Here is a 15,353-nt window from a genome sequence, read left to right on the forward strand (position 1 = left end):
GAAAACCGATTTAGTAATAACACATTTTTGTTGTTAACTTCTATAGTAGGGACTAGATTTTCAATGAATCAAAATTATTTTATTTATGATGAAAAAAATTAGAATGGGTATGGTTGGCGGTGGTCAAGGTGCATTTATTGGCGCAGTGCATCGTATTGCTGCATTTTTAGATGGTGATATTGAATTAGTGTGTGGTGCATTTAGTTCTGACCATCAACGTAGCATAGAATCAGGTAAATCATTGTATTTACCCGAGCAACGTTGTTATGCCACATATCAAGAAATGTTACTAAGTGAAGCGCAATTACCTGCCCAAGAGCGTATGGAATTTGTGGTAATAGTGACACCTAACCATTTGCACTTTCCGATTGCCAAAATGGCGTTAGAGCTGGGCTTTCATGTTATGTCTGATAAACCGGCCACCATCAGCTTAAATGAAGCGCTAGAATTAAAAACGATTATTGAGAACAATGATGCGCTTTATGGATTAACTCACACCTACACCGGATATCCATTAATTAAACAAGCCCGCCACTTAGTAGCACAAGGTGACTTAGGAAATATCACTAAAGTTGTGGTTGAGTACAGTCAGGGCTGGTTAGCATCAAAAGAAGATGAATCAAGCAAACAAGCAAGCTGGCGTTTAGATAAGACCAAGTCAGGGATCAGCTGTTGCATGGGAGATATTGGCGTACATGCGGCCAATTTACTGGAATATGTATCGGGCATTACTGTAACTGATCTGTGCGCAGATTTAACGTCAACAATTAATGGCCGCACATTAGATGATGATGGCACGGTATTACTTAAGTTTTCAAATGGTGCCAAAGGTGTGTTATTAGCTAGTCAAATCGCTTTAGGTGATGAAAACAACCTGAGATTAAGAGTATATGGCGACAAAAAAAGCATTGAATGGTCGCAGTTAGAACCTAATACACTTTGGCTTAAGTCGAGTAATGAACCTACTCAAATGATCCGTGCTGGCGTTGGCCAAATGTGTGATGCAGCACATCAAGCGTTGCGGACTCCGGCTGGTCATCCCGAAGGTTATCTTGAAGCATTTGGTAATATTTATTCTAATTTTGTGAAACAGATTAGAGCTAAAAAAGCCAACCTTGTTTGTGATAATCAGCTATTTGATGTGCCAGGAATAGATGAAGCGATTCGTGGTATGGCATTTATAGAAAATGTCGTTACTGCAAGTCAGTCCAATGAAAAATGGCAGCCATTTAAAATAGAACAAAACTTGATTTTGGAGAGCCACTAATATGTCGCAAATTAAAGGGCCGGGTATTTTTTTAGCGCAGTTTTGTCAAGACGACGCGCCATTTAATAGCTTAAAAAACATTTGCCAATGGTCGGCAGATTTAGGTTATAAAGCAGTTCAAATTCCAACATGGGATAAACGTTTATTTGATTTAGAACTTGCTCATAAAAGTGACACTTATTGTGACGAGATAAAGGGCATAGTGACTGATGCAGGTATGAGTATTAGTGAGTTATCTACACACTTGCAAGGCCAGTTGGTTGCAGTGAATCCGGCTTATGATCAACAGTTTGATGCCTTTGCACCTGATGAAGTTAAAAATAATAGTAAAGCCAGAACACAGTGGGCAATTGACCAAGTTTCTATGGCTGCAAAAGTGAGCCAAACTTTAGGTTTAAATGCTCATGCTAGTTTTTCAGGTGCCTTGTTATGGCATACAGCTTATCCATGGCCACAACGTCCTGCGGGCTTAGTTGAAGACGGCTTTAAAGAATTAGCTAAAAGATGGCTACCTATACTTAATAAGTTTGAAGATGCAGGTGTTGATCTGTGTTATGAGTTACACCCAGGTGAGGATTTACATGATGGTGTGACGTTTGAACGCTTTTTAGCAGCAACAGATAACCATAGTAGAGCCAAAATCCTATATGATCCGAGCCACTTTGTGCTGCAACAACTTGATTACCTTAGTTTTATCGATATTTATCATGAGCATATTAAAGCCTTTCATGTAAAAGATGCTGAGTTTAGATCTAATGGGCGCAGTGGCGTTTATGGTGGATATCAAGATTGGCAAGAACGTCCCGGACGGTTTAGATCTCTTGGAGATGGCCAAATAGATTTCAAACAAATCTTTAGCAAATTAACCCAATATGGTTATAACGGTTGGGCTGTGCTTGAGTGGGAGTGCTGTTTAAAAGATTCAACTGATGGTGCAAAAGAAGGTGCACCTTTCATTACACAGCATTTAATAAAAACACCAGAATATGCATTTGATGACTTTGCAGCAAGTGACATTGATGAGTCTTTAAATCGCCGTATTTTAGGCCTCTAGGATAAACTTATGTTAGATAAAAATAATAAAAACCGTTTATACATAGCAAGTTGCTTAGCACTCACAGTAACTGCCATGACATTTGCTATTCGAGCAGGCATTTTAGGTCAGCTTAGCCAAGATTTTGCTTTAAGTGATACACAACTTGGTTGGATTAACGCGATGGCATTTTTGGGTTTTCCAGTAGCAACTATGCTGGGAGGCTTACTTTACAATACGTTTGGCGCTAAAAATTTAGTTATTATTGCTTTTATTGGGCACCTTGTTGGCTTAACGCTCACTATATCAGCTGATGGATTTTGGTTATTACTTATCTCTAGCTTTTGCATTGGTTTTGCTAACGGTGCAGTTGAAGCCGCATGTAATCCACTGATTGCAGATATGTATCCTAATCAAAAAACGACGATGTTAAACCGTTTTCATGTGTGGTTTCCGGGTGGCATAGTGATAGGTGCACTTATTTCTAAAGCCATGACAGATATGAGTTTTGGCTGGCAGTCTCAAATTGCAGTGATGTTAGTACCAACTGTGATATATGGTTATCTGATTTTAAATCAAAAATTCCCTGAAACCGAAGCTATTCAAACATCTACCGTTGAAAATATTAAAGGCTTATTCTCCCCGCTATTTTTATTTATGGCATTTTGCATGACCTTAACAGCAACAAGTGAGCTAGGCACGCAGCAATGGATAGAGCGAATTTTAGGGGCGTCGGGCGCTTCACCTATGTTGATTATGGCGATGATCACAGGTGTTATGGCTGTTGGGCGTTACTTTGCTGGCCCTATCGTGCATAGGTTAAACGCTTATGGTGTGTTGCTTTACTCTGCGATAGTTACAACCTTAGGCATTTATTTAATGAGTACGGCAACTGGCAGCATGGTGTATTTAAGTGCCTTAATATTTGCATTAGGCGTGACTTACTTTTGGCCAACTATGATTGGATTTGTAGCAGAAAATATTCCGCAAACGGGTGCTTTAGGTATGTCGATTATGGGCGGCGCAGGTATGTTTGCAGTGAGTATTTGGAATCCTATTATTGGCAACTGGATAGATCAAGCAAGACAACAAGCGAAAGCTGTGAGCACTGAACCTGAATTAATCGAATTGGCTGCAGGGCAGGCCACTTTACAAAATTTAAGCATTTTTCCACTGGTACTTATTTTTGCTTTTACAGGGCTGGCGCTTTATATGCGAAAACAGCAAGCAAAACCTATGTGCGAAAAAGTCTCTTAGAAACGAATTACAGATATAAAAACAGGGGTAACAATGAAAACAATACACAGTAGATGGATCCCAACATCTTGGTTAAAGCTTGTTAGTGGATTTTTATTATCTACGTTAGCAATGGTAAGTACCGCAGCTGATAATCAGCTTTCAACTAAAGAGCAGGCGCAGGAATGGCAATTGCTTTTTAATGGTAAAGATATGTCTCAATGGCGTAACTTTAAAAAACCAGGTGTTAATTCAAAATGGGTGATAGCGCAAGATGCGATGCATTTATCTGCTGGCGGTGGTGGCGACTTGATGACCCAAAAACAATATAAAAACTTTGAACTGAAATTAGATTGGAAAATAGCACTAGCAGGTAACAGTGGTATTTTTATACTGGCTGATGAACTGGGTAAACATATTTATTCTCATGCGGTTGAAGTACAAATTTTAGATAATGAAAGGCATTCAGATAACAAAATTGATTCGCACTTATCTGGCTCTATTTATGATATCGCCGCTTCGCCAAAAGCTGCTCATAAAGAAGCTGGCCAGTGGAATAGTGTATATATTCGTATTAACAATGATGTATTAACGGTTAAGCAAAATGGCATTAAAACTGTTGATATTCTAGTTGGTGGCAAGCAATGGAATGACTTAGTTGGTAAGAGTAAATTTAAAACATGGCAAGGTTTTGCAAAAGCACAAAAAGGCCATATAGGTTTACAAGATCATAGCGACCCTGTGTGGTTCAAAAATATCAAAATCAGGGAGCTTAACTAATGAGTGAATTAAACTACGACGTGATAGTTGTTGGCTCTGGTGCTGGTGGTGCCATGGCAGCTTATACGCTTACTAAGTTAGGCCATAAAGTATTAATGTTAGAGGCAGGTCGAGATTACGATCCTAAAACCGAAACCCCGATGTTTAATACCAATGGTGATGCACCATTAATGGGTTCTGGTAATGTAGATAAAGACTTCGGTTTTTATGATGCCACAGTAGATGGTGGTTGGACTGTACCTGATGAACCCTATACAACAGGGCCTGATAGCGAGTTTTTATGGTGGCGTGCACGTATGTTAGGCGGGCGTACAAATCATTGGGGTCGTTATTCTTTACGTTTTAGTAAGCACGACTTTAAGGGTTTTACCCGTGATGGCTTAGGCGCCGACTGGCCGTTTGAATATGACGATATATCACCTTGGTACGATAAAACCGAAGAGCTAGTTGGCATTTGTGGTACCAACACGGGTTTAGATGATATGCCAGATTCTCCAGAAGGTATATTACAACCACCACCAAAACCACGTATTCCTGAGTTGCTGGTATCTGCAGCGGCTAAAAAATTAGGCATACCAACAGCACCTATGCATAGAGCGGTATTAACACGACCTAAAGATGATCGCCAAGCGTGTTTTTATGCGACTTCTTGTATTCGAGGTTGTTCTATTGGTGCAGCATTTCAAACAACCACCTCTTTACTGCCTATGGCAAAAGCGACGGGTCGTTTAACGATAATTACTGATGCTATGGTGAAAGCGGTTAATGTAGATGATAAAGGCAAAGTAAACGCCATTACTTACATAGATAAAAAAACGAAACAAACCCATAAGCTAGACGCTAAAGTGATTATTTTAGCGGCTAGTGCATGTGAATCAGCACGTATATTATTAAACTCTAAAAGTGAGCGCCATCCTCAGGGGTTAGCGAATTCGAGTGGCCATGTTGGTAAAAATATTATGGATTCAACAGGTGTGAGCTTTGGTGCCCATATCCCATCACTTGAAGGCAGACCTAAATACAATGAAGACGGACATACCGCTAATCACTTGTTTATTCCTTGGTGGGGTCATAAAAAGCAGGAAAATAAAGAGTTAGATTTCCCCCGTGGTTATCACTTTGAAATCGGCTCAGGCTTTCGTGCACCAGGATCATGGGTAGGTGGAGATTTAGATGGTTATGGTAAACCACTAAAAGATATCGCTAAACAAGCCTATGGTACTTATGTTGGATTAGCATTACGTGGTGAAATGCTGCCAAATGCAGGCTCTTATATGGAAATTGATGAAGAAGTGAAAGATAAATGGGGTATTCCAGTGGTTAAGTTTCACTGGAAGTGGTCTGAGCATGAACTTAAACAAGTTGAGCATGGCCTAAAAACCGCCAAGAAAATACTCGAAACTATGGGTGCAAGCTTTACTAAGCCATTACCAAAAGCACAAGATGCCATTCTTAAAGGTGGGCAAATCATTCACGAAGTAGGTAGTACGCGTATGGGTGCTAATCCAAAAGAGTCTGTCACCAATCAATGGGGACAAACATGGGATTGCGATAATGTATTTGTTATGGATGGTGGCGTATTTGCTTCTAATCCACATAAAAACTGTACTTTAACCATTATGACTTTAGCTATGCGTAATTCGACTTGGTTATCTAAGCAATTAGTGAATGGGGTTTTATAAAATGAACATTTTAAAAACCAATTACTCTAGTGAAAATCCATATCAAAGCGGTTTAACACGTAGAGATGCTTTAAAGTGGATGGGTGCTTTATCTCTTGGTGCTGCATTGCCAGCTATTTCAGGAAGTAAAACAACAATTGCGACTAAAAGCAAAGGGAATTGGCCACAGCTTAAATTGCCAGCTATTACGGCTAAAGGGTACGGCAAAGATCCGATATTATTAACTCCTAACCAACAATTTTGGCCACTAAGTCTAACTACTGCACAATTAACTTTAGTGGCTGTTATATCAGATATCATTGTGCCAAGCGAAGGTGTAGTGCCTTCTGCCACACAAGTAAAAGTACCTGATGTAATAGATGAATGGGTCAGTGCTCCTTATGAAAGACAACAAGCTGATAGAATCGAAATATTAAATTTACTGGCTTGGTTTGATGATGAATCAGCAAGGCGTTTTAATCGTTTATTTGTTGATATCAGTGCAGCAAAACAACTTATGATTATTGATGATATTGCCTTTAAAAAAGCAAAATTAGTGGATGAGTTTATACATGCTGCCAATGCATTTTCTCGATTACGCCAATTAGTATTAGCTGCATTTTTCTGTAGTCCAGAAGGCACTAAAGATATTGGTTATTTGGGTAATAGACCTGTCGCAGGCGACTACCCAGGACCAACAAAAGAAGCCATGAATCATTTAGATCAAATATTAGATGAATTAGGTTTATCTTTATAGCCTTATAGTTTTGATTCACTCTTAAAAATTCCCCAAAAATAAGTCAGCGCCTTGTTATGTTTTTTACAATGCCCTGACTTATTTGTATCTTATCTTATAAGATACTTGCCAATAATCGTTTGCCATTGAGTTTAAGTTTTCCGATAGCAGGATAAATCAAGTATAAATTTTTGGTCTTTTTCCATGTATCAAACGTATATACCAATGTTGAATAATTTAAATTTAAACAATTATGAGCAAATACAAAACCTACTCACAATCGCGTATTTTTGCTTTGATTTGATTTCACACATTATTTGTAGCTTAAGAAAGCACGCATCTACTTATTAATAATTTTGAACACGTCTATAGCAGATACTACTAAATACATGATAGTGAATATGTTTCACCAATAATTGTGAACCATTATCTTATTTGAAGTTTGATTGAGAACATATAGCTAATAAATATAGGATTACATTATGAAATTTTTGAAAATTACGACCATTTGTTTATTCCTTTTTACTGTAACAGCGAATGCTAAAGAGCATGAAGTGAAAATGCTGACTTCAGGAGAAAATGGAGAAACTATGGTATTTGAGCCTGCTTTCATAAAAATAGAGAAAGGTGATTCCATTAACTTTGTACCTTCAGATCCATCCCATAATGCACAATCCATGTCTACCACTTCAGATAAGTTAGCTTTCAATACTCCTATGGGTAAAACAGCTAAAGTAACCTTTAATGATGAGGGTGTTGTTTTATACAAGTGTTTACCGCATTTTGCCTTGGGTATGGTTGGTGTGATACAAGTTGGTAATTACAATGATACCTCTTCTGTTCTCTCAGACTGGAACGCTGTAAAAGCGGGAGTTGTAATGAATAAGGAACGAATGAACAAATACCTAGGTAGTGTTAAGTAATGACTTTATAAAAAACTTGCTTGTTAGCACACAATATTAAATTTGTAACATAACTTAGTCAGTGCATGATGCAAAAAAATCTAGCACTGGCTCACTCCTTATCTACTTTATAGCAGATTTTAAAACATTATATTCTCTGGCTATTTCCAGACTTGTTACCTCACTTTTAATATGTATAAATATAAAAATTCAGAGATTAATTGCTTATATTGTTCATTGTCGGGCTTGTATTGGTTTGTTTATTTGCGAGGCCTCTGTTGCTTTGATATACAACCACATCGTCTTTTTTAATAATGATACTGAGGCCTGGCTCATTAGGCGCGGGGTTAGCATTAAGATAAGTATCTATGGTGTTTGTTATTGTATCTTGCACGCCAGTAAACTTGGTACTAACAGGTTTATCCGAGCTAACACCACAGGCAGTTAATATTAAAACGCATATAAGATTAATGAACACATATAAACTCGTTTTCATTTAGATTACCGATTATAGGTTATTTATAAATCAGTATTACAATTATTAACTTAGCTTGCAATTTTGGTGGGATAAGAGGTAATGCTTATGGTGTATAAATAATAGTATCAGACTTTATGTTTTTTAATTATCACGCTAAATATGTACGAGTTTTTATTATTTCACGTTAATTTCACATTTACTGATTTAAAGTTGTGTTATCCAAAGAAAGGAAATTAACATGACAATCAAAAACTTATTTTCAGCTAAAGTATTAAAGGTAATTACGGGTGCGTTGTTCTTTTTAGGCGCTATTTATTATATGTTTTTCACTTTAGAAACAGAAAATCTAACGACTAAGCAAGTAGTTGATAGTTACAATTACACTGCTGTTGAAGATATGGATTTTCAGCTAAGCGAGATAAGCGAAAGATTATTTGAATTTAGCTATACCACTTTTGATGGTTCAAAAGTTAAAGGGCAAATTAATTACCCGTCAGAAGTGAAAGACAAATACCCAGTATTAATCGGGTTACATGCTAAAGGGCGCAGTTATCCGCGCTGGTGGACTGACTCGATAAAAGGGCGTCCTACCGTTACTCAAGTTAATAAGATAACGCAACAAGCATTGAATAAAGGGTATGTTGTGATTGCAATGGATGCGAGAAATCACGGTTCGCGTAAAGTTGCGGATAAATCTCTGCGCTCAATCATGTTAAATGTGAGTTTTTTAGGCAATAAAAAAGATTATGTGGAGATGATTAACCATACAGTGCTTGATCACCGTGTATTAATCGACTGGATTGCACAGCAAAAACAATTAGATATAAATAACACTCATGTTGCGGGTTATAGTATGGGTGCACAATTGAGCCTTTTATTAGCAGGTGTAGACAAACGTATCAGTAATGTTTTAGCAATTGTGCCACCGCATATTGAAGATACTACAGCCTTAGTTGCGCCTAAAAATGTTGTTTCTTTATTAAATAACCAAAAAGTGTGGCTAGTGACTGCTGATAATGATGAGTATGCCACTGAAGATGAAAATCAGTCTTTATTCAGTGCTATAACAGCCAGCGACAAAAAGCATATTGTTTTAAAAGGTAGTCATATATTACCTCAAGCATATGTAGATTCATTAGTAGACTGGTTTTAGTTTTCTAAGCTGAACCTTTATACCAACTATGGTGATGACTATGAGCACATTTTCTTAACGAGGATTGTGAACCCGCAAAGTTAGCATAATGTCGTCTGAAATGTTTAATGGTATTAAACCATGAATCAACTTCAATATTTAACATGGATAAAATATTAGGCGCCTCTTTTAAAACTGAACCGCGTTTATTGGGCCTGATTAAACGACTACTGAAATCAGCTAACTCTAAATAATCAAAAAGAGTAAAAGGGATGGTGTTTTTATCAATTGAGCAGCCAAAATCTAATAGTAACCTTGGCTGTTGCAACACTTTAAATTCTGGTTTCTTATTGGATTTATTATTTTTATAATGACACTGTTTTTGAAAAGACTGATATTGCTTTATACGTTCTTGAATTGATGTGAATTCACTATCCAAAAGTGAGTTCGCCATTTTTGCTCTAATTGGATTTAAATCAACATACATCATGCAACTGAGAATTGCAGTTTCATCTAACAAGGCCTGTGATTTAAATCTCCCCTCCCAGAATTTACCTGTGCAATTATCTTCTTTATTGGCTTTTCGCGCTATAAACTCATTGAGATTGCGCATAAACCAACTAATGTCATACAGCCTAGTACGCCACTCATCGACTATTTCATTAATTCTAAACATATATGCAGCATTGAGTTTTTCGCCAGACCTGTAGCGGTCGACCAAAATACAACCATGATATAGCTGATACCAACGCGCGATGACTTCATCATTTGATAGGTTTAAAGCGTCGTCTCTATTAACTTTTAAAACAAGATGATAGTGATTAGACATGATTGCATAAGCTGCAATATCAATTGAAAAAACAGTAGCAAGGAATTTTATTCTATCGACCAACCAAGTTCTTCTGTGGTCAAAGTTATTACCTGAATATGTATCATCACCACACAAATAACTTCTGCGAATACAGCGATTAATACAATGATAATAAGGTGTTGCATCTAAATCGATTAACGATTCTCTCGCCCTAGCCATAATAACCACCAATAACATTTATTAGTGGTTAAAGTTTAGGATATAAAACGAGGTTTAACACTATATATCAATAAGAAAAGTATGGCTGTCTAGTTTTTATAGTTCCACACAAATAACTTCTGCGAATACAGCGATTAATACAATGATAATAAGGTGTTGCATCTAAATCGATTAACGATTCTCTCGCCCTAGCCATAATAACCACCAATAACATTTATTAGTGGTTAAAGTTTAGGATATAAAACGAGGTTTAACACTATATATCAATAAGAAAAGTATGGCTGTCTAGTTTTTATAGTTTATTAACTTTTAAAACAAGATGATAGTGATTAGACATGATTGCATAAGCTGCAATATCAATTGAAAAAACAGTAGCAAGGAATTTTATTCTATCGACCAACCAAGTTCTTCTGTGGTCAAAGTTATTACCTGAATATGTATCATCACCACACAAATAACTTCTGCGAATACAGCGATTAATACAATGATAATAAGGTGTTGCATCTAAATCGATTAACGACTCTCTCGCCCTAGCCATAATAACCACCAATAACATTTATTAGTGGTTAAAGTTTAGGATATAAAACGAGGTTTAACACTATATATCAATAAGAAAAATATGACTGTCTAGTTTTTATAGTTTTTATAGTTTTTATCATCACCACACAAATAACTTCTGCGAATACAGCGATTAATACAATGATAATAAGGTGTTGCATCTAAATCGATTAACGACTCTCTCGCCCTAGCCATAATAACCACCAATAACATTTAATAGTGGTTAAAGTTTAGGATATAAAACGAGGTTTAACACTATATATCAATAAGAAAAATATGACTGTCTAGTTTTTATCTAGTTTTTATAGTTAATACAGCGATTAATACAATGATAATAAGGTGTTGCATCTAAATCGATTAACGACTCTCTCGCCCTAGCCATAATAACCACCAATAACATTTATTAGTGGTTAAAGTTTAGGATATAAAACGAGGTTTAACACTATATATCAATAAGAAAAATATGACTGTCTAGTTTTTATAGTTTTTATAGTTTTTAGTTTTTAGTTTTAGTTTTTAGTTTTTTTAGTTTTTATTGTTAAGCTTAGGGTGTAATACAGAGAATCACTTTTTTATTAATTTTAGCTTTTAGATAAATTCTAAAAGCTCGTTAACTGCACATGGTAAAGCTTTGTAATCTATGGTTTTTTTATTAATTGTTGGAATCCCAACCTTAATTATCTTAGGGTTAGTAATAAGTTTAAAATTAAATTCAATGCTTTCCTATATCGTTATTATTTTACTAGGTATTTTATCTACATACGCTGTAGATTATATATATTGCAATATACTCGGATTTGAGTGTATACCAGATGCATTAACTGGACTTGGTCTAATAATACACTCACTATTAGTAATAATTTTTTCTTCAATTATCTATAATGTGCTGTGTAACAAGTATAAGAAAATTAAGGATAAAGGAGGTAGTTAATAAAAGAAAGTATGACTGTCTATTTTATTTTTTTTATACGTATTAATCATAAAATTACATTTGTTAGTATTGGCTAACAAAAGAATAAAAGGTTCATTTGTATTTTTTCAAGTTTTAAACCGATCGTGCTTGTAAAGTGTCCATATGTATCTATTTTTATTTACAAAAGCATGACTGTTTGGTTTTGTTTAGATAATACAAAGTGTAAAATCAATCATTTAGTGTCATTTTATTTTATAGAGGTTAAACTAAGTGAAGAAAGTTGTATCTGGTTTAGTATTAAGTTTAGTATTAGTAAGTAGTGTAAAAGCTGAAGAAGCAGGGCAGAGTAACTGGTATATAGGCAGTACCTATAACGCCCAAACATTAGATGGTGAAGGTAAACCCGCTAAGGTTGGTACTTTAGATGGTTTAGTTGGCTATCAAGTCAATAGCCATTTTGCTGTTGAGACTCGTTTTGGTGTTGGTATTAAAGATGACTCTGAAGACTTAGGGCATTTTAAAACCAAAGTAGAAGTCGATAAACAAATGTCTTTAATTTTAAAAGCAAGCATGCCACTTGAGGATTCCTTTTCATTATATGGCATGATTGCTTATACTAAAACTGAACTCGATGCCTCAGTTAGCGGTTTCAATATAGGCAATCAATTTCAGTCTGGTTATAGTTTTAGCGCTAAAGACTCTATTTCTGATTCTGGGCTTGGCTTAGGGGTTGGTATATCTTATAGACTTACAAATAATACAAGTACTTTTGTTGAATATCACGTCAGATCTGATTTTGAAAATTCTGGAGTTAAGGCCGATTTTGATACGGTAACTTTAGGTTTAAGGTACCGTTTTTAATAAGAGCTTATATGGTGTTTGTAGTTACTCAATTGTAATATTTTGGGTACACAGGTATGTGATGAAAGGAATGTATTACTTTTTCTCTTTAGATAAAAAGTACGCAACGATTTAACTAGAATTAATGTTTAAATTATGGGCTTACATTTTGACTTCAGTACACACCTCAGTGTAGTTAACTAGTGGACTTAAAACCAAGTTATGGTTTTAAGTCCTTGTTTCAATTTACTTCTTTAACTTAGCAAACGCATCCGCAAAGGCATTGCCCATAGCGGCATTACTAGATTCTTTTCTAGGTTTAGCAGCTTTTGGTTTAGCTTGATGCTGTGGCTTTCTTTGTGCATCGTTTGTTTGCGATTTATTAGCCTGTGGTTTATGGCTTTGTTTAGATTTAGGTGCTTGGTTAATATCGTCATCTAAACGCATAGTAAAGCTAATACGTTTACGAGCAACATCTACTTCTACCACTTTTACTTTTACAATATCACCGGCTTTTACGATTTCACGCGGATCTGAAATAAACTTATTAGTGATAGATGAAATATGCACTAAACCGTCTTGGTGTACGCCTACATCTACAAATGCACCAAAGTTAGCAACGTTTGATACCACACCTTCTAAAATCATGCCTGGTTTTAAATCAGATACTGTTTCTACACCTTCTTTAAATGTGGCTGTTTTAAATTGTGGGCGTGGATCACGACCTGGTTTATCTAGTTCTTCAATGATGTCGGTAACCGTTGGTAAACCAAATTTTTCATCTGTGAAGTCATCGGCATTAAGTGCTTTTAGGCTTTCGCTGTTACCAATTAACTGTGATACTTCAATATTAGTTTTCATTAAAATGCGTTTTACCACAGGGTAAGCTTCAGGATGAACTGATGAACTATCAAGTGGGTCAGTACCATTGCTGATACGTAAAAAACCTGCACATTGTTCAAAGGCTTTTGGCCCTAAGCGTGCCACTTTTTTAAGTTGGCTACGGTTAGTGAATACGCCATTTTCGTCGCGGTATTTAACGATATTTTGCGAAAGCGTTTTATTTAAACCAGATACGCGGGCTAATAATGGCGCTGAAGCCATGTTGATATCTACGCCAACGCCATTTACACAATCTTCTACTACGCCATCTAGGCTAGTAGATAATAGACTTTGTGATACATCGTGTTGGTATTGACCAACACCAATAGCTTTAGGTTCAATTTTTACAAGCTCGGCTAGTGGGTCTTGTAAGCGGCGTGCAATAGACACTGCGCCACGAATTGAAACATCTAAATCAGGGAATTCATTTGCTGCTAACTCAGATGCTGAATAAACTGATGCGCCTGCTTCGCTGACCACAATTTTATTCATTTTCAAATCGCTTTCAGCCTTGATTAATTCAGCTGCTAGTTTGTCGGTTTCGCGAGATGCGGTACCGTTACCTATGGCGATTAACTCGACTTTATGTTGACGACAAAGTTGGCTTAAAGTACGCAATGATTTATCCCAGTGATTTTGTGGGGCATGTGGGAATATTGTACAGTGACCTAGCATTTTACCTGTGGCATCAACAAAAGCTGCTTTTACCCCAGTACGTAAACCTGGATCTAAACCTAAAGTAACACGTGGGCCAGCAGGTGCTGCCATTAATAAATCTTTTAGGTTTTTAGCAAATACGTCTATCGCACCGCTTTCTGCTTTATCACGCATAGAGCCTAAAAATTCATTTTCTAGATGAAGTGATAGTTTTGCTTTCCAACATGTTTGCACAACGCTTAATAACCATTCACTTGCTGGGTTGTTTTTTAAATCGATATCAAAGTGTTTTGCAATGATGTTAATGCAAATGCCTTCTGGGCGCTCTAAACTTGGATCTGGAATTATTTTTACTTGAACTACGCCAGCACTACGGGCACGCAACATAGCAAGTGCACGATGAGATGGTACTTTTTTAAGGTTTTCAGTGTGCTCAAAGTAATCTTGATATTTAGCGCCTTCGTTTTCTTTACCTTTTATTAGCTTGCTTTCAATTACACCGTATTGGTTTATTTGGCGGCGTAACTTAGCTAGTAACTTAGCGTCTTCTGCAAAACGCTCTATTAAAATAAACTTAGCGCCATCTAGGGCATCTTTAGTTTCAGCAATTTTATTCTCTGGATTTAAATATTTTTGCGCCTCGTTTTCAGGCGTTAATGATGGCTGAGAAAACAAGCTATTTGCTAATGGCTCTAAACCCGCTTCGATTGCGATTTGGCCTTTAGTACGGCGTTTAGCTTTAAATGGTAGGTATAAATCTTCTAACTCAGTTTTGCTGTTAGTTGCTTTGACATCTTGTTCTAACTGCGTTGTTAGTTTGTCTTGTTCTTTTATGGTTTTTAATATGAATTCGCGTCTTTCTTCTAGCGTTCTTAAATAATTAAGGCGCTGCTCTAATAAACGCAGTTGGGTATCGTCTAATCCGCCAGTTGCTTCTTTTCTGTAGCGGGCTATGAAAGGTACTGTTGCACCTTCATCTAATAATTGTGTGGCAGCAACAATTTGGTTTTCTTTAGCATTGAGTTCTTGTGCCAATAGAGATGCGATTTTACTCATTTTGAACCTATAAACTTATATTAGATGAAGTGGTCTTGAAAAAAGTTGGTTTTTTTATTTAGCCTGAACAATTATGGACGCTAAATTTAAACCTAGAGTGATAGACCATAGAATGAATAAGATTGTCTCTGTAAGTGTTGCAAAAGTCCAATTTTAAAGCCTATTTGCATAAATAATTAATGTTTGTGTATT

Annotated in this window: 13 protein-coding genes and 1 pseudogene; 9 read left to right on the top strand and 5 right to left on the bottom strand. The window is 36.4% G+C overall.

Annotated elements, in window-relative coordinates; all coding sequences use genetic code 11:
- Positions 1-88 precede the first annotated feature (88 nt).
- The 7 genes from PSA_RS03395 to PSA_RS03425 all read left to right on the top strand — a co-directional run bounded on the left by PSA_RS03395 (position 89) and on the right by PSA_RS03425 (position 7,636).
- Positions 89-1,267, top strand: a complete 1,179-nt coding sequence (locus PSA_RS03395; protein WP_371257848.1) for a Gfo/Idh/MocA family protein — start codon at positions 89-91, stop codon at positions 1,265-1,267.
- 1 nt (position 1,268) lies between these two features.
- Positions 1,269-2,321 (top strand): sugar phosphate isomerase/epimerase, encoded by a 1,053-nt coding sequence (locus PSA_RS03400; protein WP_042150250.1) that lies wholly within the window; start codon positions 1,269-1,271, stop codon positions 2,319-2,321.
- A 9-nt stretch (positions 2,322-2,330) separates the two neighbouring features.
- Entirely contained in the window at positions 2,331-3,557 is a 1,227-nt protein-coding gene (locus PSA_RS03405; protein WP_042150247.1) for a sugar MFS transporter, read from the top strand.
- Positions 3,558-3,590: 33 nt separating this feature from the next.
- Positions 3,591-4,316: a DUF1080 domain-containing protein gene (locus PSA_RS03410; protein WP_052380177.1), complete on the top strand. Its 726-nt coding sequence runs from the start codon at positions 3,591-3,593 to the stop codon at positions 4,314-4,316.
- Complete coding sequence (locus PSA_RS03415) at positions 4,316-5,998, top strand: GMC family oxidoreductase (RefSeq protein WP_042150243.1); 1,683 nt, start codon at positions 4,316-4,318, stop codon at positions 5,996-5,998. The genes PSA_RS03410 and PSA_RS03415 overlap by 1 nt, the downstream gene beginning before the upstream one ends.
- Before the next feature lies 1 nt (position 5,999).
- Complete coding sequence (locus tag PSA_RS03420) at positions 6,000-6,734, top strand: gluconate 2-dehydrogenase subunit 3 family protein (protein WP_042150436.1); 735 nt, start codon at positions 6,000-6,002, stop codon at positions 6,732-6,734.
- A gap of 461 nt (positions 6,735-7,195) precedes the next feature.
- Positions 7,196-7,636: a plastocyanin/azurin family copper-binding protein gene (locus PSA_RS03425; protein WP_042150240.1), complete on the top strand. Its 441-nt coding sequence runs from the start codon at positions 7,196-7,198 to the stop codon at positions 7,634-7,636.
- A gap of 196 nt (positions 7,637-7,832) precedes the next feature.
- Here PSA_RS03425 and PSA_RS03430 read toward each other — a convergent pair whose 3' ends face one another.
- Positions 7,833-8,111, bottom strand: a complete 279-nt coding sequence (locus tag PSA_RS03430) for a hypothetical protein (RefSeq protein WP_042150238.1) — start codon at positions 8,109-8,111, stop codon at positions 7,833-7,835.
- Positions 8,112-8,331: 220 nt separating this feature from the next.
- On the opposite strand from PSA_RS03430, the gene PSA_RS03435 reads away from it, so the two are divergent.
- A complete protein-coding gene (locus PSA_RS03435; RefSeq protein ID WP_042150236.1) occupies positions 8,332-9,246 on the top strand; it encodes an alpha/beta fold hydrolase in 915 nt (304 codons plus the stop codon).
- Between the two features lie 4 nt (positions 9,247-9,250).
- On the opposite strand, the gene PSA_RS03440 is transcribed toward PSA_RS03435, so the two are convergent.
- From PSA_RS03440 to PSA_RS25070, 3 genes and pseudogenes are all read right to left on the bottom strand, one after another.
- Positions 9,251-10,255 (bottom strand): transposase, encoded by a 1,005-nt coding sequence (locus tag PSA_RS03440; protein WP_157575733.1) that lies wholly within the window; start codon positions 10,253-10,255, stop codon positions 9,251-9,253.
- Between the two features lie 298 nt (positions 10,256-10,553).
- A pseudogene (locus PSA_RS03445) lies at positions 10,554-10,793 on the bottom strand (alpha-amylase family glycosyl hydrolase); the annotation flags it as partial.
- 89 nt (positions 10,794-10,882) lie between these two features.
- Positions 10,883-11,008 (bottom strand): hypothetical protein, encoded by a 126-nt coding sequence (locus PSA_RS25070; protein ID WP_371257769.1) that lies wholly within the window; start codon positions 11,006-11,008, stop codon positions 10,883-10,885.
- A gap of 988 nt (positions 11,009-11,996) precedes the next feature.
- On the opposite strand from PSA_RS25070, the gene PSA_RS03450 reads away from it, so the two are divergent.
- Entirely contained in the window at positions 11,997-12,587 is a 591-nt protein-coding gene (locus PSA_RS03450; RefSeq protein WP_042150013.1) for a porin family protein, read from the top strand.
- A 225-nt stretch (positions 12,588-12,812) separates the two neighbouring features.
- On the opposite strand, the gene PSA_RS03455 is transcribed toward PSA_RS03450, so the two are convergent.
- Complete coding sequence (locus PSA_RS03455; protein ID WP_042150016.1) at positions 12,813-15,161, bottom strand: Tex family protein; 2,349 nt, start codon at positions 15,159-15,161, stop codon at positions 12,813-12,815.
- Between the last annotated feature and the right edge of the window lie 192 nt (positions 15,162-15,353).

The sequence above is a fragment of the Pseudoalteromonas sp. '520P1 No. 423' genome (assembly GCF_001269985.1).
Taxonomy (GTDB): Bacteria; Pseudomonadota; Gammaproteobacteria; order Enterobacterales; family Alteromonadaceae; genus Pseudoalteromonas.

What these genes read in the sequence shown, in the direction of transcription:
- PSA_RS03410 (WP_052380177.1), top strand. Translation starts at nt 3,591, where the DNA reads ATGAAAACAATACACAGTAGATGGATCCCAACATCTTGGTTAAAGCTT.
- PSA_RS03440 (WP_157575733.1), bottom strand. Translation starts at nt 10,255, where the DNA reads ATGGCTAGGGCGAGAGAATCGTTAATCGATTTAGATGCAACACCTTAT.
- PSA_RS03400 (WP_042150250.1), top strand. Translation starts at nt 1,269, where the DNA reads ATGTCGCAAATTAAAGGGCCGGGTATTTTTTTAGCGCAGTTTTGTCAA.
- PSA_RS03415 (WP_042150243.1), top strand. Translation starts at nt 4,316, where the DNA reads ATGAGTGAATTAAACTACGACGTGATAGTTGTTGGCTCTGGTGCTGGT.
- PSA_RS25070 (WP_371257769.1), bottom strand. Translation starts at nt 11,008, where the DNA reads ATGGCTAGGGCGAGAGAGTCGTTAATCGATTTAGATGCAACACCTTAT.
- PSA_RS03405 (WP_042150247.1), top strand. Translation starts at nt 2,331, where the DNA reads ATGTTAGATAAAAATAATAAAAACCGTTTATACATAGCAAGTTGCTTA.
- PSA_RS03430 (WP_042150238.1), bottom strand. Translation starts at nt 8,111, where the DNA reads ATGAAAACGAGTTTATATGTGTTCATTAATCTTATATGCGTTTTAATA.
- PSA_RS03425 (WP_042150240.1), top strand. Translation starts at nt 7,196, where the DNA reads ATGAAATTTTTGAAAATTACGACCATTTGTTTATTCCTTTTTACTGTA.
- PSA_RS03395 (WP_371257848.1), top strand. Translation starts at nt 89, where the DNA reads ATGAAAAAAATTAGAATGGGTATGGTTGGCGGTGGTCAAGGTGCATTT.
- PSA_RS03420 (WP_042150436.1), top strand. Translation starts at nt 6,000, where the DNA reads ATGAACATTTTAAAAACCAATTACTCTAGTGAAAATCCATATCAAAGC.
- PSA_RS03435 (WP_042150236.1), top strand. Translation starts at nt 8,332, where the DNA reads ATGACAATCAAAAACTTATTTTCAGCTAAAGTATTAAAGGTAATTACG.
- PSA_RS03455 (WP_042150016.1), bottom strand. Translation starts at nt 15,161, where the DNA reads ATGAGTAAAATCGCATCTCTATTGGCACAAGAACTCAATGCTAAAGAA.